Below are 25,207 nucleotides of genomic sequence, written 5' to 3'. Positions count from 1 at the left end.
CGCCGTGCGTCAACCGGTGCGCTGGCACGTTGCCGAGGCATACGTACGGGTAGCTGGCGTGGCCCTCTAGCACCATCGCAGTGGGGGATATGGTACCATACAGCACAATTCATCACCCTCAAGAGCAGGAGCGTATCTATGAGCAGTCGTCACCCCGCCGAGCGTGTGCGTGGCTTTGGAACCACGATTTTTGCCGAAATCAGTGCGCTGGCCGTTCAGTGTGGCGCGGTCAATCTGGGACAGGGGTTCCCGGATTTTGCGGGACCAGCCTGGGTGAAAGCGGCGGCGGTCGCGGCGGTCGAGGCCGATTTGAACCAGTATGCCCCCTATCAGGGCTTGCCCCGGCTGCGTGAGGCGGTGGCGGCCACATGGCAGGCTCAGGGACGCCAGGCGTTTGATCCCGCCCGCGAGATCACCGTGACCAGCGGGGCCACCGAGGCGCTCTTTGGGGCAATTCAAGCGCTTGTCAATCCTGGTGACGAAGTGATAATCTTTGAGCCATTCTATGATGCGTATGTGCCTGCGGTAACGATGGCTGGCGGAGTCCCCCGTTATGTGCGGCTGCATCCCCCGGGGGAAGGGCAAGCTTCGTCGCTGACCGGAGTACCTGCGCATGCGTGGTGGTTTGATCCTGAGGATTTGCGGGCGGCTTTTTCCCCACACACACGGATCTTGATGCTCAATACGCCCCATAATCCAACGGGCAAGGTCTTTCGCCCGGCTGAACTCGAGCTCATTGCGTCGCTCTGCATTGAGTATGATGTAACTGTGATTGCGGATGAGGTCTATGATCAACTGGTTTTTGGCGACGCCGAGCATCAGGGCATTGCGAGCCTACCCGGGATGTGGGAGCGTACCCTGACGATCAATAGCATTGGCAAGACCTTCAGTGTGACCGGGTGGAAGATCGGGTATGCGGTTGGGCCGGCGGCGCTCAACGATGCGTTGCGGGCCGCGCATCAGTGGATTACATTTGCGACCGCGACGCCTTTGCAAGATGCGGCGGCGGCAGCGCTTGAAACGGCACGCACCAATGGCTATTACGAGGACCTGCGGGCCGAGTACCTTGAGCGTTATACGCTCTTGCAAACGCTGTTGCACGAGGCTGGCCTACCGACATTGTCGACCGAAGGCAGTTATTTTGTGATGGCGGATCTCAGTGGCACAGGCTTTGCCGATGATGGTGCCTTTTGTCGCTGGTTGACCCGCGAGATCGGGGTTGCGGCGATCCCGCCTTCGGCTTTTTATGCGCCGAGGGGAGCGCATGCGGGCAGTCAACCGTTGCCTCTGCTGGCCCGTTTTTGCTTTGCTAAAAAGTTGGAAACGCTGCGTGCCGCCGGCGAACGTCTTGCGGCGGTGCGGTTTCCCGTCGGGGGGTAGGGCATGGTGATTGCATCTTCCGTGTATGCACCCCGCGAGGGCACCCGCAAGGGGTGCCCGTACACCGGATCCGGCCCTCGGCCTGGAGGGGCACCCCTTGCGGGTGCCCTGATAGAGCGTCTTGTTGTATCCGGTTTCGTATGATGCAATTGCCCTAGGGGGTAGGGGCACGGCGGCGCCGTGACCCTACCGTGGGGTTTGGGCGGTTGTGCTGCTGAGATCGGCGAGTTGGCGTGCTTCGGCGGCAAAGGTGGCCTGCGCACGTTCGAGGTAAGCGCGGGCTTCCTGGAAGCGCTGCGCGGCGCGGTTCGCGTTGGCCACATCGTAGCCACTATAAAAATCGAGCACGGCATCGAGGCCTTCGAGTTGCAGATTGAGCCCGGTTAGATAATCATCGTGCGCAGGCTGCAACGTGCCGGGGGGGCGCAACTGGCTCATGGCCTCACGTGAAGAAGCGACAGTCGCACGCAGACGTTGGGTCGCGGCAACCGCCCCGACGGAACCACCCGCAAGCATGGTCGTCGCCTCGCGATAGGTCTCGGTGGCAACCCGGAGATCGGCACGCAGGCTCTCGAGTGCCCCCAGATAGCCGATAGTCAGGCCTTCAACGACGGCTAGTGGCTCGGCCTCGAGCACCGGTTCAATGGTTGGCACGGGTGGCGGCACAAACAGCGCCACGCTTGCCACATCTTCAGTAGGCGCAACAATCACGGCCGCACTCCGCTCGACAGCTACCACAAAACTCTGGTAGAGACCAATAGCAACAACGAGCAGAATAATCGGGAAGATCCAAAAGAGGAGGCGGCTCCGGCTCCACTCACGGTTCGAGCGACGCCAATTGATCCACCAGGCATCACGGTCAACCGGGCGCTCTTTGGTTTCCACGGGAAGTGAAGGGAGCGTCATAGCAGGCGCTTTATCAGCCTGCCCATTGAGGAGGCCGCGTGTTTCGAGCAAGCGCAGACCGCGTTGAGCGTGGGTATTGTGCGGATTCAGCGTAAGAACCGAGCGCAGACAAAAAGCACGCTCGTGGGGATCATCAAGCACGCCGCTCAACCAGAGCCAGGCCGACTCGTTGCGGGGATCGAGGCGCAACGCACGGGTCAAGAAGCCAGCGGCAACCCGCCGATTATCGGCACGAGCCGCCGCCACACCGCGCTCATAGAGATGGAGCGCTTCAGTAACATCAACCTTGACTTCAGGTTCCACGATGGGTGCCATAGCTCCATGCTTAATGATCGGGGATCAGCGGGGTCAACGCCCGCTGAACGTGCGCCGTATCTTTGACCATACTCTCGCGCACAATGCGCCAGTATTCAGGTTTTTCATAGCCGAGTTGCCAGATCGCGATGCCGGCCAGATCCATCGCCTGGATCGTCTGGATCTTGGAACCAAGCCCGGTCTCGGTCATAAACCAGACCTGGCGCGTACCTTCGGCGCTGCGATACGAAAAATAGCTCTCTTCGACTGGCCCAGAGCTATTGCGTTCCATAAAATTGACGGTTGACCCCTGGGAATTAATAATCTCTTCGATCACCCGCCAGGTACGTGCGGTCGCCCGCCCAGATGGGGGCCAGTCATAGCCATAGAAATGGACCCCGATCAAGACTTTGGCTGGATCAATGACCGACTGCGCATACTCAGCCACTGCATTGATCCAGTAGGCTGGGGCAACCGGCCCGGGGCCACTGCCACGCCAGTGATAATCGTAGGTCATGATGCGCAACTGGTCAATATAGGGGCCAATGGCGACCCAATCTTGAAAGCCACCAAGTCCACCGAAATCACTTGACTTGGCATGGACAGCCACGGTCAAGAGCTTCTCGTGCTGACGTAAGGCCGTACTCAACTCGACAATAAACGCCGTATAATCAGCGCGCAGCGAAGGATCGAGACTTTCGTAGTCGATATCAATGCCATCGTAGCCACGGGCCAGCACTTCATCAACAATATGCTGGACATGACGGGCGCGGATGGCCGGATTGCGCAGCACCCCGGCTACGACACCAGGCGTTGCCGTCACATTATGAATCGACGGAATGATGCGGATATTATGCTCGTGGGCAATGCGCACCAGATCGTCATTGCGGGTGCCAAAGAGGCGGCCACTTGCATCCGTCGAGTACCAGAACGGACTAATATCATCAATAATATCGGCATTCGCAAAAAAGGAATCACGTGCGCCACCTTCAAAGAGGGGCGGCAACCAGGCAATAATATAGCGGCCACTCTTGGGATGATAATTGACCGGGCCTGGATCAGGCACTTCAGTTGTTGGCATCGGGGTCGGCGGCACCGGGGTTGGCAAGACAATCATGGGCACGGCTGTCGGCACCGGGGTTGCCGTTGCCAGCGCAATTTCTGCGGCAGCCGCCTGAACCTCGGGCAAAGCACGGGCCAGCATCAGTGTTTGCCAAATCAGCACACCTGCCAGGCCAAGTGCGGTCATATAGAGGAGACCCAGGAGCAACGAGACGAATGAGACGCGACGACGCATAAGCTTCTTTCCCTTCGCCTGCATTATACGAGTCGCGTCTTGCAGGTGTCAAGGGTTTGTTGCCCCGCACGGGTGCGCCGTGCGGCGCACCCGTGCGGGGCGAAGTCGATACGTATCGTATGTAGACACGCTAGCGCAGCGCGACCCCTCGCCCACACAGGGGACAAACCTCGGTTTCAGCGCGTCGCACTGGCGTAACCCAGAGCTTGCACGCCGCACAACGGCAACTCAAGAGGGTTAATCCGGAGAAGGAGGCAGGCAGTTCAGGTTCACCCAGAGCGCGCCGCAACGTCGCATGCTCAGAAGCGCCCCGCACAACCGCTGCTTCGACCCGCGCACCGGCAAAGGTTAGTTCGAGCAACATCCCCGCCGCCACCAGGTGCCGATCCATGAGGTTGACCAGGGCCGCCTCGTCAATCGTCAAGGTCTGCTCGGCAGCCTCAGGATCGCGCCAGGCTTTGCCGCTCAACGAGACGGTATCACCACCAAAAAAGCCGCCAAAGTTATGCACCTCAGTCACCAGGAAAAACATGAGTGAGATCCTCGCACATCTGCAAGTAGGGGCACGGCGGCGCCGTGCCCCAACGCCCCACCGCCCCGACGCCTACCGATGGCGGGCCGTCTTCCGGTAGGGGCACGGCGTCTTCCGGTAGGGGCACGGCGGCACCGTGCCCCTACGCCCGGACAAAGAGGCGGTCAATCGCGTCGGCAAGTTGGCGCAGGTTGGTCACCTCGAGCATCGCATCGCACATCGGGGCGTACTTATAGATGTCGCTACTCAATGAGCCGGGATCGTAGACGCCCCACTTCCGCTGTTCTTCGGTGGCAAACCAGACCACCCGTCGGGCACGGCGGCAGATCTGGGCAAACGCGGCAAGCCCCGGATCATTTTCATTATTGCGCCCATCACCAAGCAGAATCACGGTCGTGCGTTGATCAACGCAACTCAGGTGATCGCGGACAAACTCACTGAGGGCATAGCCAAGATCCGTGCTGTAACTGCGTGTTGGACGGATCTCATCCATCACCTGAGCAATAGCGGTTTCGGGGCGAGCCTCGTTAAAGTAGCGGCTCATATCGTGCAGGCGATCAATGAAGGCGAAGGAACGAGTGCGACTCAGTTGGTCGTGGAGTGAATAGACCATCAGCAACATAAAGGTCATCACTCGTTCGGTCGAGACACTACGGTCACAGAGCACCACAAGTTTTGGTTTGAGATGGCGCTTGCGATGGCGAACAACCATCGGCACCCCACCAAAACGCTGATTGGTACGGATCGTCGTCTTGGCATCAAGGGTACCTGTTTTGCCCCGACGCTGGCGCAAAGCAAGGCGTGTGCGCAGACGGGCCGCGAGGCGATTGACAATCTTGCGCATATCGTCCGCATCGCGTTCATTCAACTGATCAAAAGGCCGGTCGAGCAACTCGCTCTCGGAGCGTTGACGCGGAATGGCCTGCCCGTCGCCACGCGCCTGCTCGGCCATTTGCTGGGCGACCTGCTGGCCGATCTGTTCAGCGAGCGCGGCCTGGTTTTCACGGGCAGCCTGCTCGATCGCTTGCAGTGCCTCTTCGGACATACCCTCGTCACGCAGAGCGTCAAGCAACTCGCGGAGCGCCTTATTCAACTGGTTGAAATTCAACTCACGCAAGGCCTGCCGCGTCATCCAATCGCGATAGCGTGGATTCGAGACATGCGGCGGCGCAATGCCATCCATCAACTGGCCCATCTCTTGGGCCGAGAGGGGCTGGCCGGTCATCATCGAGCGAAAGAGTTGCGCCAGTTGTTCCGGACTCATCTGCGCCAGCATCTGGGCGAGGTGCTCCATCAACTGTTCATGCTCTTGCTCAGAAAGCTGACCGCCGCCGGGTTGCTGCAGCGGCGGGGGCGCTTCTTTGCCAAAATAGAGTGGAAAGAGCTCGCGGAAGGTCGTAAAATCTTTCGCATCCTTGATCAGACTCGTCTGCATAACCAGTTCAAAGAGGCGACGATCGGTAATCCCTGCCTGCTCAATCGCCCGCATCGCATCAGCCGTTTCAGCGAGGCTGACCCGGATACCAGCGGCCCGCAGGGCGGCAATAAATTCAGTGATACGTCGATCCATACTTAGTTATTCCATTCACCACCAGGATAACGGTTCCGCGGGCGATCCGGGCGATCACCGCGCTCGGGGCGCTCGGGGCGGTCACCACGCTCACCGCCTTGCAGCGCACGTTTGGCCCGTTGAATATCGCTTTCATACTTCAACAGCACGTTCAGCGTCGTATCGAGGGTGCTCTTGTCGATCTGCCGACTGTTGAGTTCAAGCAAAGCCCGGGCCCAATCAATTGTTTCACTGACACTCGGGTGTTTCTTCAGATCCATTTTACGGAGACGTTGCACATATTCAATGGCCTGGCGGGCCAATTTCGGGGAAAGACCGGGCACCTTCAACTGGATCACGCGCAACTCGGCCTCAAGGTCAGGATAATCAATATGAATATAGAGACAGCGCCGCTTGAGGGCCTCGCTCAACTCGCGGGTATTATTTGAGGTGAGCAAAACGGTCGGCTGATGTTTGGCTTTGAGAGTGCCAAGTTCCGGGACGCTGACCTGAAAATCGCTGAGCACCTCAAGCAGAAAGGCTTCAAACTCGGCATCAGCGCGGTCGATCTCATCGATCAGCAGCACCACCGGTTGGTCGCTGGTAATGGCGCGGAGCAGCGGACGTGGCAGCAGAAAACGCTCGGAGAAGAAGACATCCTCTTCGTTCGCCAGGCGATCGGCGGCCTCACGCAGGGTACGCGAATCACCGAGCAGATCGCTCAGCTTCTCACGCAGCAACTGCGTATAGAGCAACTGCTTGGCATACTCCCACTCATAGAGGGCCTTGGTCTCATCGAGACCTTCATAACACTGCAAACGGATCAACTCGCGGCCATTCGCGAGCGCCCAACTCTTGGCCAATTCAGTCTTGCCAACCCCGGCGGGGCCTTCGGCGAGCAGCGGCTTGCCGAGTTTATCAGCCAGAAACATCGCCGTACAAATCTCGTCGGAAGCAATATACTGCTGGGTCGCGAGGATCTCACGCACATCGGTAATCGAATTGAGCATGCGCAACGCCACCTTTCTGTTGAGGATCACCACTCGCAGGGCAACCCTGGCGAGCATGGAAGAGCTAGGAATCGAGGGGGAACACTTTCAGTATACCACGATGCCTATCGGAACGGCAGGATTGTCACCTGGAAAAACGGGTGGTATAGTGAGAAGGATGAGTCGCACACATCGTGCGTGTGCTGAACTTCGACCAGACCTGGTCCCGTTTTCGAGAAATAGACAGTTATGCGACAGCCCCGCCACCCAGCCCTGCTCTTTGACCTTGACGGAACCCTGACCGATCCCTACGAGGGCATTACCCGCACCTTTGGCCATACGCTCAACACCCTGGGGAAGCCCCTTCCTGACGCTGAGACGCTGCGCAGTTGGATCGGGCCACCCCTGCGCGCCAGTTTACGTGCGTATCTTGGCGATGACACGCTGGCGGAAGAGGCCGTCACCATCTATCGCGAGCGGTATCTATCTATCGGGATGTACGAGAACCAACTCTACGAAGGCATCCCCGAGTTGCTCGCCGAATTGCAAGCAAGCGGCATCCGCCTCTATGTTGCAACCTCGAAATTCATTATCCCGGCGCAGGGCATTCTCGATCATTTTGGCCTAACGCGCTTCTTCGTCGCCATCATTGGCTCGACCCCTGACGATCGCATTGGCACCAAAGCCGAAGTCATTGGCGCGGTGCTCGATCTACTCAGCCCAACCGAACGCAGCGCGAGCCTCATGATTGGCGACACGGTCTATGACATCGAAGGCGCACGCGCGCACAGCCTGCCATGTATTGCCGTCACCTACGGCTACGGCACGCTGGACGAACTGACCGAAGCCAACCCTCACGCCCTCGTCCACAGCGTCGCCGATCTGCGGGATCTACTGTGCAACAAAGAAGACCGCTAGGCTTTGCCACGATGGCTTTCGCGGGCGCACGCCCGCGAAAGCCATCGCAAATATGCTACAATACTCACCGTTGGGAGAAACCGCAGAAGGAGCTTCCCTGATGAATAAAAAGACCGTCCGTGATATCGAATGGAATGGCAAGCGTGCCCTGGTACGCGTAGACTTTAATGTGCCTCAGGATAGTGAGGGCAGTGTCACTGATGATACCCGCATTCGCGCCGCGTTGCCGACAATCCGTTATTTGTTAGAGCAAGGGGCCAATGGGGTGGTGTTGATGTCACACCTGGGACGACCCAAAGGCAAGGTCAATGCAAAGTATAGTATGCGCCCAGTCGTTGAGCGCCTCTTTGAGTTGCTGCCCGAGGCCCACGAAGTGCGCAAAACCGAAGTCACGACGGGCGAGGCCGCCGAGGCTGCCGCTGCGGCGCTGCAGCCTGGGACGGTCTTGATGCTGGAGAATACGCGGTTTGACTCACGTGAAGAGGCGAATGACGCCGGGATGGCCGCAGAACTGGCCCGCCTGGGTGATGTGTTTGTCAACGACGCCTTTGGTGCAGCTCATCGTGCCAATGCCTCCACCGAAGGGGTGGCGCACCACTTGCCTGCCGTCGCCGGCTTCCTGATGGAGAAAGAGCTTGAGTATATCGGCGGGGCGCTGGAACAACCGAAACGCCCCTTTGTGACGATCATCGGCGGGGCCAAGATCAGTGATAAGATCGGGGTTATTGACAACCTGCTCGGCAAGGTTGATGCGCTGCTGATCGGCGGTGGCATGGCCAATACGTTCCTGCTGGCCGAAGGCAAAGAGATGGGCGATTCGCTTATCGAGCCTGACAGCGTTGAGACGGCGCGGGCGTTGATCGCCAAGGCCAAGGCAGCCAATGTGCGCCTCTTGCTCCCAGTTGATGCCGTGATTGCCGATGCGTTCAGCGCCGAGGCCAACACGAAGGTGGTGAGTGTTGATGCCATCCCCGCAGGCTGGCGCATGCTCGATATTGGCCCCGAGACAACCAAGCAGTATCGCAGTGAAGTCGCCGCCGCGCAACTGGTCATCTGGAACGGGCCGATGGGCGTCTTCGAGCTTGACCCGTTTGCGAGTGGAACACGGGCGATTGCCAGTGCGATGGCCGAAGCCGCCGCTGGTGGTGCCATCACGATTGTTGGCGGGGGCGACTCGGTCGCTGCGGTGGAGCAAGCCGGCCTCGCCGCCCAGATGTCGCACGTCTCGACCGGGGGCGGTGCTTCGCTCGAATTGCTCGAAGGCAAGAGCTTGCCTGGGATCGCGGCGCTTCAGGATCGCTGAGCCTCACCGATTAGGCATACAGTTCATACTATTAGAACACATGAAAGCGCTGGCCAGAGGCCAGCGCTTTCATGTGTTCCAATAGTATCTTTTAACGATCCGAACGGGAGGCGTTCGAGCGGCGAGCAACTGAGCGTGCGAACACCCGTTCAATCTTGTGATGCGTGATTTAGTCACATACGTATTGACGAATTTGACTGCCATTGTATGCTATACTGTGCTGCACATTTCAATAGTCGTACCTTCGCTCCTTTGCTGGAAGGAACCGATGGCGCAAGTGTCCATAACCGACGGACTTCTTGCTCATATTCCTATTAACCCCGATGTCTGCCACAGAAAGCGCTGTATTCGTGGTTTTGCTATCCCGTCTCCCACGTTGCCTCGCACATTGGTTACGAAGAGGCAACCACAATACACTGCCTACACCTTTTATTCTTCCACAGGCCAAGCGTGCGGGGAATGACACGCTTGACGCCCGTTTTAGATAGCCAAAATAGCCGTAATGAAAAGAACGATTAGCATTGTCTCGAAATCGCCTTGGTTTTGGCTTATTGCGGCAGGCTATATGCTTCGCATCATGGTTATGCCAATTACAGGGCAACATGATGTAATGTTTATGCCATGGATGACCCACTATATTAATCAGGGGCATTTCAATTTATACGCCTTTCTTTACGAAAAATTCGGAGACATCGTTATGCACAGCCCGGGGGTTTGGGCACCCTACCCTTATGGCTTTTATTTATTTACGGCTGGTTGGTTGGAGTTTTTAGAAAAAATGGGTCTGGTAGATTTGACAGCTTGGGATTCTGTCTGGCAAGTTTCACACCCCGCGAGGTATGTTTTTTTGTTTAAGGCCGCATACCTCCCCTTTGATTTGGTCATTGGATATATTCTCTATAAGACCAGCGGTCGCGTTGGATTAGCATTGTGGGCCTGGTCGCCAACGGTTATTTATACTGCTTTTATGATGGGGCAAAATGACATCTATGCGACCACCTTTGCTGTAGCAGGCACTTACGCTGCCTCAAAAGCAACACAAATCACGCCTCAAAGCCAAGTTCCATCTGTCCGAGTGCTTGATAAGTGGGCGATTTTGTCTTGTCTTCTTTTAGGCGTAGGTGGTTCTTTCAAAATCTATCCATTGTTCTTGCTTGCTCCTTTGGTGTTGATGATTGAGAAGCGTTGGTGGCAACGTTTTAGTTTATTCTTTTTAGGGTGTTTTATCTTCGGAGTATCCCTATTACCATTTCTCACCACCCCAGCTTTTGTAAAGGGAGTACTACTCAATCCAGAAGGCACACAAATTTTCCGAGAAATTCAATTGTTCGGCATGAGCGTATCTCCGTTTTTGCTTGGATATGTTATCTTAGTCGGGCACTTGATCATTAATCCAGCTAACCATTTACCTTGGATGGTCTGGTTTGCTAGTCTAGTTTCCATAGCCCTTGTGTTTCTCTGGGTACCGGTGCCATTTTACTGGTTAATTTGGATTACACCTCTTTTAATTGGAGCGATCAGTAGATTTCCAAAACTAATCTTTGCATGGGGTTTGGTGCAACTTACTTTTGCACTAATGATGGTAAATCAACACCGAGAATTAGGTGTTGCTTTGCCAATTCATCTGGCACCGATTTTCAATGTCCCCAATTTACCCACTGCATTGGCCGTAGCTCACCCTGATCTCTATCGAATCTTCATTACGATTTTACCCATCGTTAATGTTTTTTTGGTGACTGCTTTACTGATGACAATCTGGTTTTCTGCAAGGGTTCTTACTCAGGTGCATCAGGAGAAGTTTGTTGCTTTCGACTTAAAGCCCCAATGGTGGATCGGTGTGGCGCTGCCTACAACGATAATGCTCTTGATGTTGGGCGCTAATTTGTTTTTTTCAAGGGATTTTGTTAGTCACACTAATCGGTACAACTGGCAAAACCATACCTTAACCGTAAACGATTATGTACTCCAAGAACTGGGTTTAGAACAAAAAGAAATGACAGGTGTGCGTTTACGATTTGTCGATGCAGACCCATTGGCAGTTCTCAAAGTGTGTGTCTACCAAAACAATGATATGAATCAGGAACCACTAAACTGTGCGTCAAGGAGTATCGCTGAGCAAGTTGAGAATAAGGCTTTGTATTTTGTGTTTGATAAGGCAATAGTTTTTGAAGATAATGAGACACCAACAGTAAAAATTCAAACTGAAAACAATAACACAAGCATGGTCATATTGCCTTATACAACCTTAACAGAAAATTCTCTTAAATTCAACGAAATAACATTAAATGGTTCACTAGATATATCAGCTTTGTCATCTTTTAATATCACAGAGGCTTTTAATATCTTGGTCGTTGAGAACATTTTGAAAGATGCTTGGCTTTTAGGAGCAATTGCCATTATCACCGCACTTGTTGTCGTGTTTCTGGGTGTATTGCTAGGAAAAAGCTATCACGGTCATGCTGCCAATTGACGCTGGAAGGGTCGCGTGGTCGGTGCTGATTGTCAGCGTCGGCGTGTACGCCGACGCCACCATGCCACCGACCCATATCGCCCGTCGACGCAAAGAGACGCAGCCACCCCGCCGCCCGATCAACGGGGGTTAGTTATCGCTGCCGCTGGTGGTGCCATCACGAAGGAAGCCGAAAAGCCAGCCTGGGCTGGCTTTTCGGCTTCTTCACGGATGTATCGGCAAAGGGTTACGCCTGCACATCAACCACAATGCGCCCGCGCACCTGTGCCTGAGTAATCGTTTCGCTATACTCGGGCACGGCCGCAAGCGGAATCACGCTGGTCATGCGATCAATCAGGTTGGTCGGCAAATCACGGGCGAGGCGTTCCCACGCGGCAAGGCGTTCGGGCAAGGGCACCATGACCGACTCGACCCCGACGAGCTTGACGCTCCGCAGGATAAAGGGGAAGACCGAGGAGGTGAACTCAACGCCACCAGCGTTGCCACAGGCCGCAACGACGCCATGCGAGGCGACGGTGCGGAAGATGCCCCCGAGGGTTGGGCCACCAACGGTATCCACTGCGCCAGCCCAGCGCTCGCTTTCGAGCGGGCGGCCAGGATTGGTAAAGAATGAACGGTCAAGAATATCAGCCGCCCCCAGATCACGGAGATAGTCTGCCTCTTCGGGGCGCCCGGTCGAAGCGACAACCTTGTAGCCGGCACGGGCCAGCAGCGCAACGGCCACGCTGCCCACGCCGCCAGCGGCCCCGGTGACCACCACCTCGCGGCCATCGTTGGTCAGACCGTGGCGTTCCAGCGCCAGCACACAGAGCATCGCCGTGAAACCAGCCGTGCCAATTGCCATCGCCTGTTGAAGCGTCAACCCTTTGGGCAGGGGCACCAACCAGCCGGCCTTGACCCGGTTGAACTGACTGAAGCCACCCCAGTGGCGTTCGCCAACGCCCCACCCCGTCAGCACCACCTCGTCACCAGGCTTATACGCGGATGACTGCGACTCGACCACAGTACCGGCAAAATCAATCCCCGGGGCCATCGGATTGACCCGCAAAACCTTGCCCTTCCCGGTCACCGCCAGCCCATCTTTGTAATTCAAGGTCGAATAGGCAACCTTCACCAGGACTTCACCGGGAGGCAGATCGGCCACCTGCATGTCGCGTAACTCAACGCGGCGCGTACCAGCGTCATCCTCGACGACCAGGGCACGAAAAGATTCATTGCTCATCGTTCTACCTTCTTTGGCTTGCGCTTGCTACTTCTTCACCACGATGGCTCCGATTATAAAGGAGGGGCGGGGCTTTGCCAAATAGAGCCTGCGGCACCCAAGCATTGTGTCGTAGCAGGTCAAAAACGCCAGCTTTGCTGGCGTTTTTGACCTGCTACGACACAGGATTTAGGGCTGTACCGCGTTCAGTTGCAGTTCAACCACCTCGGCGTTGAGATCAATCGGTTCCAGGTCGTCATTTGACGCGATGACGGTGAAAAGATCTTGGAAGACCTGGACGCTGAGGGCGTAGACACCACCCTCTTTGACGTCGGCAGTATTGTAGGCCAGTTCAAGCTCGAACGTCTCGACCGTGGCTTCGGTGGTTACTTCAGTTGCACCAGCAAGCGGAGCTCCCGTTTCGCGTTCAACCAGCACCACCGAGAGATCAAGCCCTGGCGCGAAGGGTTGCCCTGACGGGGCACGAATGACAACACGCAGGGTTGCATCGGGGGTTGGCGTTGGTGCCTCGACAATGACGATCGGTTCCACGATCAACTCCAGAGGTGTCTGGATCTCGCCAGCCCTGATCGCGAGCACAGGTTGAGGAGTGTTGTATTGGGTGCCGTCGGGCGTAAAGATCCCTGCTTCAAGTTCATAGTCGTTTCGTCCGTCAAGCGTAGCACGGTTGTATGGAACCGACACCTCAAGCGGTAAGCTCTGGTCACTGAGATCATAGGTCTGAACAACCACAAGATCTGGTTGTCCTTCGGCAACGCCAGCCAGGCGCAAGCGCACAAAGAGTTGACTTTCAGGGGGGAACGGGTCTGTGTTCGCGCCAGTGAGTTGAACATCCAGGGTGCCAAAGGGTTCCGGCAACGCAGCGATTTCAATCACTTCGGTGGCGCTAACGAGTTCAAGATCAGCCAGGAAGAGCGCGCCGCCCGCGCTTTCGGGATAGAGTTCGATCGCCGCGAGTTGCGCCCGATCAATGCCTTCAAATTGGCTCAACGGCAGACGCACGCTACCAAGATAGACCGGATCGCTCCAACGGTTTGTGCCCAGCACGCCCGTCGGCAAAGCGATGCTGACCACCTGTTCCGCTGTTGCGCCCGCTTGATCCTGGAGCACAATGCGCAAGCGCTGCGCCTCACCCGTGGGCATACGCGGGTCGGTTGGGTCAAGGGCCAACCGCAAATGCAAGGCCGTTGCGTCCCGCATATCGCCAGCCGTTGGCGGAACTTCAACCCGTAAGCGTGCCTCAGCGCTTTCCCAGACAAAATGCATCTGGGCAGGGCCGCCGGGTATCTGCACAAAGGGACGACACAGGATGCCCGCACCAAAACTCTGATAGGCGCAAAATTCGAGGGTCGCATCTTGCACAGTCACTGCGCCACCCAGTGGCCCAACGTCCCGTTCCGTGCTACGCAACGCAGAGAGCACCGGACGGCGCTGCACCGCCGGGTAGACAACGAAGCTCTGGGTTGGCACACCGGCGATCGTTGCGGGCACTGGTTGCGCAGGAGCAACGAGTTCAAGATCAAAGATCGTCTCGGTGCGCCAGGCCTCAAGCAGGGCAGGCGCAAAAGCCTCAAGAAAGCCACGCTGATCGGCACGCGGCATGCGCGGCGTCTCAGGGTCACAAAAACCAAACGCCGAGCGTGAATCATCGACGGTCAGAGCATCATTGAAGAAATTGTGGTTGGCTCCAGGAAGCAGGATGCTCATTGCGGGTTGCTGGCGCTGCGGGTCGATGCGAGCGGCTTCCACATAGTGTTGACCATCGAGGTTCCCAACATCGCCATCGCACGAGGGCAAAACCACGGCCAGCGGAAGATCAAGCGTTGGCGCGGCTGTAAAGGGCACCGGCTGGAAAAGCGGTGTTTCAATCATTGGGGCAAGCAGCAAGAGACCGCGAACCTCGGTGGCTTCGTCAGCCTCCCATGTGACGCCCACCCCATAGGCGGCCATGCCACCCCGTGAATGACCAATCAAATAGCGCTGGGTGAGATCGGCCTCAACCCCATTCGCCAACGCAAATGCCTGATCCCCGGTGCGCAACGCCTCCAACTGACGGTCCAGGATCAACTGCACCCGTGACGTATCCAAGGCATTGGCTTCGCCATCGAATGGACTCCGGAAGGCCATATTGAGATCAGGCGCAAGCGCGATAAAACCACGCTCGGCCAGCGCCTCAAGCAGGTACGCAAACCCTGGATCATTGCGTTGCTGCACGACCTGTGAACAACTAAACGGCTCTTCCTCTTGATCGGGCGGCGTCGGACAAACCGTGTGGCTCCCGTGCAGCACCAGAGCAAGCGGATAGCGCCCAGGGCTCGTGGGCGCAGCCACTGTCCCACGCAATTCGAGCAACTCAGTTGCGCCAAAACCAACGTCGACCTGCACATCGGTCGTACCAAGCGCGTAGGGGCGGGCCGTCATCGGCACCGCCGCCGGAGGCTCGGTCGGCGGAGCAGGCGTGGCGGTTGGGGGCGGCGCGGGCGAAGCGGCGCATGCGGCGAGCAAAGCAAACAGAACCATCATCAGGCCCATACGAGCCAACCAGGATGCAAGCGAAGCCATAGCGTGTTATCCTTTAACTGATTCAATCAAATAGCAGCGTAACCATCATCTTACACCAGATCTTACATCGTTCGCAGACAAGTAGTAGGGGCACCCCTTGCGGGTGCCCTGGTGGGGCACCCGCAAGGGGTGCCCCTACACCGGGCCCGGCCCCCGTCCCCCGTCCCTGGTGGGGCACCCGCAAGGGGTGCCCTGGTGGGGTGCATGCAGGGCTGATGATTTGACGCAAAGGCGCAAAGGCGCAAAGAGTAATACGAGCAAAGGAACAACCAATGACCAATCCCCTTGAACACGACGTCTTCTGGAAGATCCACCGCGATCTGCCCCGCGAGGCTCCGGGCAGCGATGCAGCAACGATGCAAGCGCTCGCGATGCTACCGGATCTCCCCACAAACGCACGCATCCTTGATGTTGGGTGTGGCCCGGGGGCACAGACGTTGGCCCTTGCCAAGGCCACCCAGGGCCACATTACGGCGGTAGATACGTATCAACCATTCCTCGATGAACTGGCATGTCGTGCCTTCATAGCGGGGGTGGGCGAACAGATCACCCCGGTGCAGGCCTCGATGTTTGAGTTGCCCTTTGATGAGCCGTTTGACCTGATCTGGTCTGAAGGCGCGATCTATATCATCGGTTTCGCCGAGGGCCTTGCGGCCTGGCGACGGCACCTCAAGCCAGGTGGCTCCATCGTCGTCAGCGATCTGTCGTGGTTGCAGCCTGATCCGCCCGCTGAAGCGCACCAATTCTGGCAAGAGGCCTATCCGGGTATAGCGACGATCGAAGCAAACGTGAGCCGTCTCGAAGCGGCAGGCTACCGGTCGCTGGGCCATTTCGTGCTCCCCGAAGAGGCGTGGTGGACGAACTACTACCGCCCGATGGGCGCACGGATTGCCCTACTCCGCACGCAATACCACGACAACCCCGAGGCTCAGCGCATCCTCGATCTTGAACAGGCCGAGATCGAACTCTATCGGCGGTATGCATCCTCGTATGGCTACGTCTTTTACCTGATGCAAGCAGCGTAAAAGTGCGGTAGCATCTCGCGAACTCTTCTACCATTTCTCCACAACTCCTCCATACTCTCTTGCTATCGTAGATCCAGACACAGAACGATGTCGCCTGGAACGATAGTGGGAGAGTAGCGTATGTCATGGTTGAGCAATGCATTTGACCGTCTGCGGTTTCGTGCTCGTCCGCCTAGCGATGATCGCAGTCGGATGCGTGCGGTCGCCAACAATCTGATTTTGCACCTGCATCCCACCCGTGTCCCCGCACCAGCATTGCGTTTCACGCATACCTGGGGACTCGGTGGGATTTCGGCGTTGCTGACGGTGATCTTGGTGGTTACCGGGGTGCTGCTGATGTTTCGCTATGATGCGAGTGTCGAGCGGGCCTATGCCTCGATTCAGACACTTGAGACGGTGGTGCCTTTTGGGGCGTTGTTGCGCAATGTTCATCACTGGTCGGCCAATCTGCTCGTCATTACGGTGCTGCTCCATCTTGTCCGGGTCTTTCTGACCGGGGGCTTCTTTCGTGATCGCCGAGGCAACTGGATCTTCGGGCTCTTCCTGCTGTTGATCGTGCTCGCGTTCAATTTTACTGGTTATCTATTGCCCTGGGATCAACTGGCGTTCTGGGCGATCACGGTGGGCACAGGCTTGCTTGATTACATCCCGGTGGTCGGGGTGCTGGTCGCCAATTTTCTGCTCGGTGGGCGCGAGGTTGGGCAGGCGGCGTTGCGGAATTTTTACGCGCTGCACGTTGCTGTCTTGCCAGTCGTCTTGATGCTGGCGCTCTCGTACCATTTCTGGCGGGTGCGCAAAGATGGCGGTGTGGCGCTACCCGACCAGACCGGCCCCGTCGAGAAGTTGACCACGATCCCGCATCTCGTTGGCATCGAGCTCGGCATCGCACTGGTCACCCTCACCGCAGTGATGCTCTTTGCGATGCTTGTTCCGGCCCCACTGGAGGGAATGGCGAATCCGGCGCATCCGCCGAATCCGGCCAAGGCGGCCTGGTATTTCCTTGGGGTGCAAGAGTTGTTGCTGCATATGCACCCCCTGGCAGCGCTTGCTTTGTCGACCATTGGTCTGCTCGGGCTTGCCGCAGTGCCCTTCTGGGATCGCGACGATAGCGCCATCGGCATCGGTGGGCGCTCGACGCGTGGCCGCAAGGCCGCCTGGCTTGGGGTCGCACTCAGCGTTCTCCTCACGCCGCTGCTGGTGGTGATCGATGAATGGTGGCTCGATCTGCCTGCGCTTTTGCCCGGTCTCCCCACCCTTGTCTCCAATGGCTTGATCCCACTCGGCCTGACCCTCGCTGGTCTCGCCGGCGTCTACTGGCTGATCCGGCTCGTTCTGCGCACCCGCCACAACGAAGCCCTGGTTGGCCTCTTTAGCTTTACGATGAGCGCCCTTGTGGTGCTGACGCTGATTGGCATCTTTTTTCGCGGCTCCAATATGGCCCTCGTCTGGCCCTGGTGAGGAGGTACGATGACAACGCAGCCTACAAATGCTACGCCCGAGACAACGATGAGTCGACGCAATTTCCTGAGTCTTGGCCTGGGGGCCCTCGGTCTGGTCGGCCTCTTGCAGACCGGGGTGATGACCGTGCAGTTTTTGGGGCCACGTCGCGTTGATGGTGAATTTGGGGGCGTCGTGCAAGCCGGACTGGTCGAGAGTTTCCCGCCTGGTTCAGTCACCGAATTTCCCGATGGACGCTTTTTCCTCGTGCGCCTGGCCGACGGCGGCTTTTTGGCCGTCTATCGCCGCTGTACCCACCTCGGCTGTGCCGTCAGTTGGCAAGCCGCCGAGAACCGATTTGCCTGCCCGTGCCATGGTTCCTATTTTGACCAGGAGGGCGATGTAGAGAATCCGCCGGCGCCACGAGCACTTGACACTTTTGCCATCACGATCACCGATGGCACTGTCATCGTTGACACCGCCGAGCCACGCCAGCGTGATGCGTTTGATGCGACGCAGGTTGTTTATCCGGCTGGAGCGTAGGTCTTCGGTTGATTTGACGCAAAGGGGTTTCTGCCATTCCTAGGAGCGCGGGCGTCAGGACGGTTGCAAAGTCATCCCGATCGTCCGCAGATTACGCAGATTACGCAGATTATGACTTCCGCATCTGCGTAATCTGCGGATGCTATCTAAATCATATTGGGACTTTGCATCAGCCGTGGCGCGGGCGTCCCGCCCGCTTCGGGAGCAAAAGCGGGCGGGACGCCCGCGCTCCCAGGCAGACCAGATGCGCTGGTCGTACGCTCAGCAAAAAGAAAGAAGCATATGCAACGCTATTTGATTATAGGTTTTGTTGCTTTATTGGGCCTGGTAGTTGGCCTCGGGGTCTATTCGTCGCGTGAAGAGGTGCGTTTGTCTGACGCACAGGCAACCTTGCGGCAACAGGCCGTGAGTGACGCGGCGGTGATCTATGTCGAAAACTGCGCTGTCTGTCATGGCGCATCAGGCGAAGGGCTTGGCTCGATCCCGCCGCTCGATAGCGAGGCGCTGCGTACGATGGAGTACGATGCGCTCTTTAAGATCATTGCTCGGGGACTCTACAATACACCTATGGCTGCCTGGCATCAAGACGAGGGCGGGATGCTGACCGATTATCAGATTGAACAGCTCGTGGCCCAGATCCGGTATGCCGATTGGGGTCAGATTCGCGAACTCGCCGCCCAACGGGGCATGATCCCGGCAAGCCTGGCGGTTCCCGATGTCACCGAGGCCCAGCTTGCCCAGATCAGCGCCCTCGGCCCCGAAGGCCAGCTCTGGTCAGAGGGGTTTCAGCTCTATGCCAATACCTGTGTGACCTGCCACGGGGCCAACGGCGAAGGTTCAACGCTCGGCGTGCCCCTGAACACACCCGAAGTGCGGGCGCAGGATGCGGCGAGTCTCACCCAGACCATTGTCGAGGGTGTACCGGGAACAATGATGGCCGCGTGGGGCACCCTGCTCGAAGCGAGCGAACTTGACGCGCTGGTTGCCTTCCTCCAGCACTGGGATCAACTCGAAGCACAAGGCATTGCGCTCGAAATGCCAGCCCCGCAAATGATCGATCTCGACGATCCCGAGGCGATCCTCGCGCTCGGCGAGCGGCTCTTTGTCTCAACTTGTACCAGTTGTCACGGTGACAATGGGACAGGCGGCCTTGGCCCGGCGATCAACAGCCAGCAATTCCTCAGCCGTCAGGACGATGCGGCGATCACGCAGGCGATCACCGAAGGCGGGCACCGCCCCAATTCGGCCATGCCCGCCTTTGGCGAGCGGCTCACCTCGGTCGAGATTGCCGCGCTCGTGAGCTATATTCGTTCGTTGGAGGAGAACGCCCCCGTTGTCGCCAATCCACGCGGCACGCAACAGGGTGGCGGTGGGCCTCCGTGGTTGCAAGCAACGCCCGACCCCGCGAATCCCATCCAGCCCAGAGGCCAGGGGCAGGGGCAGGGGCAGGGCCGCGGCCAGGGACAACAGGGCCAGAATGAGCAAACGCCACAGCAGAGTGCGCCGAGCACCACCTATCGCGGTACTGTCGTCAGCGTCGCAAGCAACGCCCTGACCTTCTACGACGAGGCAAGCCGGAGCAACCTCGAAGCCATGCTCGGGCCACCCTGGTGGTGGGAACCCAACGCCATTGCGTTGCGGCCTGGTGATCGCATTGCGCTTGAGGGCTTTGAAGGCGAAGGCCACATGGAACTCAACTGGATCGAAAACCTGACCACCGGTGAACGGCTCGACCTACGCACCCCGGATGGCAAACCGGTCTGGCAAGGAGGCAACTAATTCCAGGCCAACCTGGCACGAGTCGCCCAATACGCTGCGGGCGACTCGACCAGGGCGGCCAGGGCGGAGGCGGCAGCCTCAGCATCGGTGACATCACATGCCCGCAGATTAGCCTGCAGATGGGCCACCGAAGCGGCCCCGCTGAGCACCACATTCGCCCAGGGCTGCGCCATTGCGACGGCGAGCGCCATCGCATCACGGGTCGCGCCACGCTCGGCACAGACCTGATCGAGCGCCGCGAGCGCAGGATCGGCATTGCGATCCGTGAGCCGCCCATTCGCCAGCGCCTCTTTGACAATCACGCCCACCCCGGCAGCGTGCGCCTCGGCGAGCGCCGGCCCGGCCGAAGTCTCGAGCAGATTCCAGGTCGCCTGAACACAATCAAAGAGGCGCACCCCATCGATCGTCACCGCCAGCGCCCGACGGATCACCTCGGCCTGACGCGGCCCGCTCACCGACAGCCCGATTGCCACCCCCTGAGCTTTGAGCCGAGCCAGGGCGGTGAGCACCGGAAGGTTCGCGAGCACGCCACTTTCGAGGGTTGCCGAATGGATCTGATAAAGATTGAAGTAAGGCGTGAGCAGAACCTGACTCTCGATCAATTGGCGCTCAAAAACATCAAGCTCATGCGCCTTCACCTCGTGAGCCTCGGCCACAACCTGCCAATCAGCCGTATAGGTATAGCCCCACTTCGAGCCAACCGTCACCGCTGCCGGATCAAACTGGCGCTCGTGCAACCAGCCACCGAGAAACTCCTCGGCGCGCCCATACGAACGGGCCGCATCGAAATAACGCACCCCCGCGGCCCAGGCCGCATCGAGCACCGCATAGGCTCGCTGCCGCATCACCGCCACATCATACATCGCCTCAAGATCCTCGGCATGGCCCAGATTGATATAGCCGGGTCGCCCCAACGCGGCGAGACCAAGACCCAATGGCGTCACAGCTAACCCAGACGCACCAAGGTTACGGAGTTGCATCGCACGTGCCTCACAACAAACTGCGGATCGGATAGAAGTACTATAACACCGTCTATGGGATCGCATCTAATCTAGAGGGTCAGCGTTAGGGCTGTTGCAAAGTCATCCTGATTGTCCGCAGATTACGCAGATTATGACTTGCCCATCTGCGTAATCTGCGGATGCTATCTAATCCTACAGGGACTTTGCAACAGCCCTGGTTGCCGTACCCTTCCTACGCGGCGCTTTTGCCACCTCCACCCGCTTGCGCTCATCATCCCCTGCGCATACGGCGTCGCTGACCGGGTTCGGTCATCCGTTCCGCCACCGCCACGCGACGGCGCCCAGCGGCGAGCCCATGAGGGCAACGTCGTTCACGCTGCCCAGCGCGCATGCGGCAAACGTCGCCGTGCAAGCGGGTCGCCAGAGATGCATGCGTTGGAGGGCATCGCTCCCTCCGGGTGCGTCCAGGGGATAACAGGGACGCAGCAAAAGATGCATCCTGCATGCGTACATTTGTACTTGCATCTACTTCCTCTACCTGCTAAAATACGCATAGAAATTGCATCTATAGCAACCCTAACGGGTTTGTAAAAGCGGTTGTGTGCTTGCTCGCGCAAGCACACAACACCTTCACAAATGATGTAGGGTTGCTATACAAGGGGGCTTTATGACTGCTCAGCCCAATATATATGTCACTGAAGAAGCCTATCTTCAGCATGAACGAGTAAGCACAACAAAACATGAATATTATGGTGGTCGCGTTTATGCCATGGCCGGCGCAAGTGAAGAACATAATTTAATTGCGATGAATCTTGCTGCTATCCTTCGTGCTCTTGTACGCGGAAGCAATTGCCGCGCCTATCCAAGTGATATGCGGGTCAAAGTAACCCACACAGGCTTAAACACATATCCTGATTTCACTATTGTGTGCGGCCAAGCCCAATTTGTTCATCCTGAAAAACGTGACACGTTGCTTAACCCGACGGTTATTATTGAAATCCTCTCGCCTTCAACCGAAAGTTATGACCGCGGCGAAAAGTTCCAACACTATCGTACGATTGAAACCCTACAAGAGTACATTCTCGTTTCACAACGTACATCTCACATCGAACGCTTTATCCGCCAAGATACGAGTGAATGGGTTTTGTCAGATTTTGTCGGTATGGAAGCATCGTTGCCGCTGAAGGCATTAGATGCCCATATATCGCTTGCCGAAATATACGAACAAGTACCGCTTGTGCCGAATATTGGTCTGCTCCGCACCCCAGCAGGACAACCCAGTTGACAGATCCCCACACCTGTGATATATTCCCCACCACTGCGAGCAAAGGTTTGCAAAGGAAGTCCAGGGCGTGAAAGTTCATCACAACAACTTCTTTTTTGCTTCCTATTTTACCCACCCACATACGGGCTGGTCGCTTCGCATTGTCTAGAAACCTCGGTCAACAGACAACTCATCAAGAGGGCGTGAAGCACCAGGCTTCACGCCCTCTCTGTCTGTTTGCCCCAGTCAGGGAGGCTCTGAATGACGGTCAGGTGTCGAGGGATCCGTGGCGCGACGACATGTGAGGCAAATACCCGCGAGGCCATCCTTGAGGCGACCCGCGAGTTGCTGGAGACGATTATTGAGGCGAATCGGATGCAGCCCGAGGATATTGCGAGTGCGATCTTTTCTACTACGCCCGATCTTGATGCCGAGTATCCCGCCGTGGCCGCTCGTGCGCTTGGTTGGAGCAATACCGCCCTGCTCTGCGGCCACGAAATGAAGGTACCCGGCGGTCTGCCCCACTGTATTCGGGTGCTGATCCACTGGAATACCACCCGCAGTGCCGAGGAAGTCGTTCATGTCTATGTCCGTGGGGCGACCAATTTGCGCCCCGACCGTACCGCCGCCCTGGCGGCCTTTCGGGCAACCAATAGCGAAGGGTAAAGCTGGCAACCACGCCCAGTCTGGCTACCCGTGGTTGCCAGCCAGGGCGTGAAAGCAGGGAAAACCGGCATGAGTGCGAAACCAACCGATCCATCCGTGGCGCTGCGCCTGGTCGCCCCGCCACAGCAAGCTGGATACAAACCACCAATAGTTCAGGGAGAAGGAGTCGAAGCAATGATCGTGGTAATGCAGACAGGGTCAACTCAGGAGCAGATCGAGAGTGTGCTGGAACGCCTGGCCGAGTATGATTTGCGCGGCCATATGGTCTATGGTGCGGAACGGACGGTGATCGGGGTGGTGGGGGCGGCGATTCCGCCGACGCTCAAAGAGGAACTCGAACACTTCACCGGGGTCAAAGAGACGTTGCGCATTACGCAGCCCTACAAGCTCGTGTCGCGTGAACTGCGCCCGATGGACACTATTGTTGATGTGCGGGGCATCAAGGTTGGCGGTGAGCGCTGTGTCGTCATCGCTGGCCCGTGTTCGGTCGAGAGCGAAGAGCAGATTATGGCAACGGCACGCGCTGTCCGTGAGGCCGGAGCCTCGATGTTGCGCGGCGGGGCCTTCAAGCCACGCTCGTCGCCCTACACCTTCCGTGGTCTCGGTGAACTGGGCTTGAAATTGCTGGCCCAGGCCCGCGACGAGACCGGCCTGCCGATTGTCACCGAGGTGATGACGATCAATGATGTTGATCTCGTTGCCCGCTATGCCGATGTGCTGCAGATCGGTGCCCGCAATATGCAGAATTACCAGTTGCTCGAAGAAGTCGGACGCACCGGCATGCCCGTCCTGCTCAAACGCGGCCTCTCGGCGACCATCGAGGAATGGCTGCTTTCGGCAGAGTATGTCACCGCCCAGGGCAACCCCAATGTGATCCTCTGCGAACGCGGCATTCGCACCTTCGAGACGGCAACCCGCAATACGATGGATCTCAATGCTGTCGCGCTGGCGAAGCGCCGCACCCACCTGCCCGTCATTGCCGACCCGAGCCACGGAACCGGCAAGTGGTACCTCGTGCCACCGCTGGCGCTGGCAAGCATTGCCGCCGGTGCCGACGGGATTATCATCGAAGCCCATCCCGACCCCGACCGCGCTCGCTCGGACGGCGGCCAGTCGCTGAGCCTTGAGAATTTCGCGAAACTCATGCCGCAGGTCGCCGCAGTCGCCGCTGCACTGGGCAAACACGTGTAGGCACGATTTTTTTGACGCAAAGGCGCAAAGGTATTGAGTTTCATGGAAGCTTGGCGCGTGCGTGCCCCGCTTAGCGGGGCACGCACGCGCCAAGCTTCTATGAGATGACGTCGCTTACTTAAGTTTTGCGGCGTACTGTTTGCGAAATTTGGCGACCTTGGGCACAATTACCCATTGGCAGTACGGCTGGCTGCCGTTGAGGGCAAAATACTCCTGGTGATAGTTCTCGGCAACGTAGAAATGACTCGCAGCCGCGACTTCGGTAACAATCGGACGCGGCCAGAGCCGCTGCTGATTCAGGTCATTGATCACTTCAGTCGCCGTCGCCTGCTGTTCGGGTGAATGGAAAAAGATCGCCGAACGATACTGAGGGCCAACGTCATTGCCCTGCCGATTCAGGGTCGTCGGATCATGAATAGTGAAGAAGACATCGAGCACCTCGCGAAAGCTGAGCTGCGCAGGATCAAAGCGTACCTGCACAACTTCGGCATGGCCAGTCCGCCCCCCACAGACCTGTTCGTAGGTCGGGTTGGTCACATGCCCGCCCATATACCCCGAAACAACATCTTCAACGCCGACCAGTTGATCAAAAACGGCCTCAAGACACCAGAAGCATCCCCCACCAAGGGTAACGACTTCGGATTGTTTGTTCGTCATGTGCTTTCCTTTTCGCATGAGAAAGGTTTCTTTTTAGTCTACCTGATTCATGACGAAGGGGCAAGCCTGCACCTCGGCGCAATACCTTGCCAAAAAGGTTGACCTGTCTTGACGCAAAGGCGCAGAGGCGCAAAGGTTTGATGCACCTCCATGCGGAACAGAGCTTTACGCCTTTGCGTCATAAGGCTACCGCACCCCAATCCACTCAGGGCTGATGCAAAGTCAGGCCCGGAACAAGAGGCGGTCGATGGCGGCCGCCAG

General features: G+C 57.7%; 20 protein-coding genes. 11 read left to right on the top strand and 9 right to left on the bottom strand.

The annotated features are described in order from the left end of the window. Positions 1-138 precede the first annotated feature (138 nt). A complete protein-coding gene (locus EYB53_RS19290; RefSeq protein WP_135480028.1) occupies positions 139-1,380 on the top strand; it encodes an aminotransferase class I/II-fold pyridoxal phosphate-dependent enzyme in 1,242 nt (413 codons plus the stop codon). A 186-nt stretch (positions 1,381-1,566) separates the two neighbouring features. Here the strand turns inward: EYB53_RS19290 and EYB53_RS19285 are convergent, their stop codons facing one another. The 5 genes from EYB53_RS19285 to EYB53_RS19265 all read right to left on the bottom strand — a co-directional run bounded on the left by EYB53_RS19285 (position 1,567) and on the right by EYB53_RS19265 (position 6,968). Then, positions 1,567-2,601, bottom strand: coding sequence for a hypothetical protein (locus EYB53_RS19285; protein ID WP_135480027.1), 1,035 nt, complete (start codon positions 2,599-2,601; stop codon positions 1,567-1,569). A 10-nt stretch (positions 2,602-2,611) separates the two neighbouring features. Continuing rightward, positions 2,612-3,877, bottom strand: a complete 1,266-nt coding sequence (locus tag EYB53_RS19280) for a glycosyl hydrolase family 18 protein (protein WP_135480026.1) — start codon at positions 3,875-3,877, stop codon at positions 2,612-2,614. A 130-nt stretch (positions 3,878-4,007) separates the two neighbouring features. Then, positions 4,008-4,409 (bottom strand): hypothetical protein, encoded by a 402-nt coding sequence (locus tag EYB53_RS19275; protein WP_135480025.1) that lies wholly within the window; start codon positions 4,407-4,409, stop codon positions 4,008-4,010. A gap of 142 nt (positions 4,410-4,551) precedes the next feature. Then, positions 4,552-5,979, bottom strand: a complete 1,428-nt coding sequence (locus EYB53_RS19270; RefSeq protein ID WP_135480024.1) for a VWA domain-containing protein — start codon at positions 5,977-5,979, stop codon at positions 4,552-4,554. A gap of 2 nt (positions 5,980-5,981) precedes the next feature. After that, complete coding sequence (locus tag EYB53_RS19265) at positions 5,982-6,968, bottom strand: AAA family ATPase (protein WP_167857484.1); 987 nt, start codon at positions 6,966-6,968, stop codon at positions 5,982-5,984. Between the two features lie 228 nt (positions 6,969-7,196). Between EYB53_RS19265 and EYB53_RS19260 the strand changes: the two genes are divergently transcribed. From EYB53_RS19260 to EYB53_RS19250, 3 genes are all read left to right on the top strand, one after another. Next, positions 7,197-7,865, top strand: coding sequence for an HAD hydrolase-like protein (locus tag EYB53_RS19260; RefSeq protein ID WP_135480023.1), 669 nt, complete (start codon positions 7,197-7,199; stop codon positions 7,863-7,865). A 100-nt stretch (positions 7,866-7,965) separates the two neighbouring features. Further along, entirely contained in the window at positions 7,966-9,168 is a 1,203-nt protein-coding gene (locus EYB53_RS19255; RefSeq protein ID WP_135480022.1) for a phosphoglycerate kinase, read from the top strand. A 502-nt stretch (positions 9,169-9,670) separates the two neighbouring features. Then, positions 9,671-11,638 carry a glycosyltransferase family protein gene (locus EYB53_RS19250; protein ID WP_135480021.1) on the top strand — a complete coding sequence of 656 codons (1,968 nt, stop codon included), beginning with the start codon at positions 9,671-9,673 and terminating at the stop codon, positions 11,636-11,638. Positions 11,639-11,864: 226 nt separating this feature from the next. Here the strand turns inward: EYB53_RS19250 and acuI are convergent, their stop codons facing one another. Both acuI and EYB53_RS19240 read right to left on the bottom strand, forming a co-directional pair. Next, complete coding sequence (gene acuI / locus EYB53_RS19245) at positions 11,865-12,860, bottom strand: acrylyl-CoA reductase (NADPH) (protein ID WP_135480020.1); 996 nt, start codon at positions 12,858-12,860, stop codon at positions 11,865-11,867. Positions 12,861-13,028: 168 nt separating this feature from the next. Continuing rightward, complete coding sequence (locus tag EYB53_RS19240; protein ID WP_135480019.1) at positions 13,029-15,422, bottom strand: YbaY family lipoprotein; 2,394 nt, start codon at positions 15,420-15,422, stop codon at positions 13,029-13,031. Between the two features lie 272 nt (positions 15,423-15,694). Here EYB53_RS19240 and EYB53_RS19235 point away from each other — a divergent pair, with 272 nt between their 5' ends. From EYB53_RS19235 to EYB53_RS19220, 4 genes are all read left to right on the top strand, one after another. Next, on the top strand, positions 15,695-16,447 hold the full coding sequence (locus tag EYB53_RS19235; protein WP_135480018.1) for a class I SAM-dependent methyltransferase: 753 nt from the start codon (positions 15,695-15,697) through the stop codon (positions 16,445-16,447). 120 nt (positions 16,448-16,567) lie between these two features. After that, entirely contained in the window at positions 16,568-17,905 is a 1,338-nt protein-coding gene (locus tag EYB53_RS19230) for a cytochrome b N-terminal domain-containing protein (RefSeq protein ID WP_135480017.1), read from the top strand. Between the two features lie 9 nt (positions 17,906-17,914). Beyond that, on the top strand, positions 17,915-18,427 hold the full coding sequence (locus tag EYB53_RS19225) for a QcrA and Rieske domain-containing protein (protein ID WP_135480016.1): 513 nt from the start codon (positions 17,915-17,917) through the stop codon (positions 18,425-18,427). Between the two features lie 282 nt (positions 18,428-18,709). Next, complete coding sequence (locus tag EYB53_RS19220) at positions 18,710-20,206, top strand: c-type cytochrome (RefSeq protein WP_135480015.1); 1,497 nt, start codon at positions 18,710-18,712, stop codon at positions 20,204-20,206. Here EYB53_RS19220 and EYB53_RS19215 read toward each other — a convergent pair. Beyond that, positions 20,203-21,186 (bottom strand): aldo/keto reductase, encoded by a 984-nt coding sequence (locus EYB53_RS19215; RefSeq protein WP_135480014.1) that lies wholly within the window; start codon positions 21,184-21,186, stop codon positions 20,203-20,205. The two genes, EYB53_RS19220 and EYB53_RS19215, sit on opposite strands and share 4 nt — an antisense overlap. A 649-nt stretch (positions 21,187-21,835) precedes the next feature. Between EYB53_RS19215 and EYB53_RS19210 the strand changes: the two genes are divergently transcribed. From EYB53_RS19210 to aroF, 3 genes are all read left to right on the top strand, one after another. Then, positions 21,836-22,453: a Uma2 family endonuclease gene (locus EYB53_RS19210; RefSeq protein ID WP_135480013.1), complete on the top strand. Its 618-nt coding sequence runs from the start codon at positions 21,836-21,838 to the stop codon at positions 22,451-22,453. A gap of 240 nt (positions 22,454-22,693) precedes the next feature. Continuing rightward, positions 22,694-23,098: a chorismate mutase gene (aroH, locus tag EYB53_RS19205; protein WP_135480012.1), complete on the top strand. Its 405-nt coding sequence runs from the start codon at positions 22,694-22,696 to the stop codon at positions 23,096-23,098. A 69-nt stretch (positions 23,099-23,167) separates the two neighbouring features. Further along, a complete protein-coding gene (aroF, locus tag EYB53_RS19200; RefSeq protein WP_254151147.1) occupies positions 23,168-24,289 on the top strand; it encodes a 3-deoxy-7-phosphoheptulonate synthase in 1,122 nt (373 codons plus the stop codon). Between the two features lie 114 nt (positions 24,290-24,403). Here aroF and msrA read toward each other — a convergent pair whose 3' ends face one another. Next, positions 24,404-24,946, bottom strand: a complete 543-nt coding sequence (gene msrA, locus EYB53_RS19195; protein ID WP_135480011.1) for a peptide-methionine (S)-S-oxide reductase MsrA — start codon at positions 24,944-24,946, stop codon at positions 24,404-24,406. Between the last annotated feature and the right edge of the window lie 261 nt (positions 24,947-25,207).

This window comes from Candidatus Chloroploca mongolica (genome assembly GCF_004762035.2).
GTDB classification, from domain to species: Bacteria; Chloroflexota; Chloroflexia; order Chloroflexales; family Chloroflexaceae; genus Chloroploca; species Chloroploca mongolica.
Note: the sequence above shows the minus strand (reverse complement) of the source record. Positions and strands in the feature narration are given on the sequence as shown.

Bases quoted from the DNA above. Each gene is read 5' to 3' on its own strand.
- EYB53_RS19270 (WP_135480024.1), bottom strand. From the start codon at position 5,979: ATGGATCGACGTATCACTGAATTTATTGCCGCCCTGCGGGCCGCTGGT.
- EYB53_RS19215 (WP_135480014.1), bottom strand. From the start codon at position 21,186: ATGCAACTCCGTAACCTTGGTGCGTCTGGGTTAGCTGTGACGCCATTG.
- EYB53_RS19280 (WP_135480026.1), bottom strand. From the start codon at position 3,877: ATGCGTCGTCGCGTCTCATTCGTCTCGTTGCTCCTGGGTCTCCTCTAT.
- acuI (WP_135480020.1), bottom strand. From the start codon at position 12,860: ATGAGCAATGAATCTTTTCGTGCCCTGGTCGTCGAGGATGACGCTGGT.
- EYB53_RS19290 (WP_135480028.1), top strand. From the start codon at position 139: ATGAGCAGTCGTCACCCCGCCGAGCGTGTGCGTGGCTTTGGAACCACG.
- EYB53_RS19260 (WP_135480023.1), top strand. From the start codon at position 7,197: ATGCGACAGCCCCGCCACCCAGCCCTGCTCTTTGACCTTGACGGAACC.
- EYB53_RS19235 (WP_135480018.1), top strand. From the start codon at position 15,695: ATGACCAATCCCCTTGAACACGACGTCTTCTGGAAGATCCACCGCGAT.
- aroF (WP_254151147.1), top strand. From the start codon at position 23,168: ATGAGTGCGAAACCAACCGATCCATCCGTGGCGCTGCGCCTGGTCGCC.
- EYB53_RS19225 (WP_135480016.1), top strand. From the start codon at position 17,915: ATGACAACGCAGCCTACAAATGCTACGCCCGAGACAACGATGAGTCGA.
- EYB53_RS19230 (WP_135480017.1), top strand. From the start codon at position 16,568: ATGTCATGGTTGAGCAATGCATTTGACCGTCTGCGGTTTCGTGCTCGT.
- aroH (WP_135480012.1), top strand. From the start codon at position 22,694: ATGACGGTCAGGTGTCGAGGGATCCGTGGCGCGACGACATGTGAGGCA.
- EYB53_RS19275 (WP_135480025.1), bottom strand. From the start codon at position 4,409: ATGTTTTTCCTGGTGACTGAGGTGCATAACTTTGGCGGCTTTTTTGGT.
- EYB53_RS19255 (WP_135480022.1), top strand. From the start codon at position 7,966: ATGAATAAAAAGACCGTCCGTGATATCGAATGGAATGGCAAGCGTGCC.
- EYB53_RS19250 (WP_135480021.1), top strand. From the start codon at position 9,671: ATGAAAAGAACGATTAGCATTGTCTCGAAATCGCCTTGGTTTTGGCTT.
- msrA (WP_135480011.1), bottom strand. From the start codon at position 24,946: ATGACGAACAAACAATCCGAAGTCGTTACCCTTGGTGGGGGATGCTTC.
- EYB53_RS19240 (WP_135480019.1), bottom strand. From the start codon at position 15,422: ATGGCTTCGCTTGCATCCTGGTTGGCTCGTATGGGCCTGATGATGGTT.
- EYB53_RS19210 (WP_135480013.1), top strand. From the start codon at position 21,836: ATGACTGCTCAGCCCAATATATATGTCACTGAAGAAGCCTATCTTCAG.
- EYB53_RS19220 (WP_135480015.1), top strand. From the start codon at position 18,710: ATGCAACGCTATTTGATTATAGGTTTTGTTGCTTTATTGGGCCTGGTA.
- EYB53_RS19265 (WP_167857484.1), bottom strand. From the start codon at position 6,968: ATGCTCAATTCGATTACCGATGTGCGTGAGATCCTCGCGACCCAGCAG.
- EYB53_RS19285 (WP_135480027.1), bottom strand. From the start codon at position 2,601: ATGGCACCCATCGTGGAACCTGAAGTCAAGGTTGATGTTACTGAAGCG.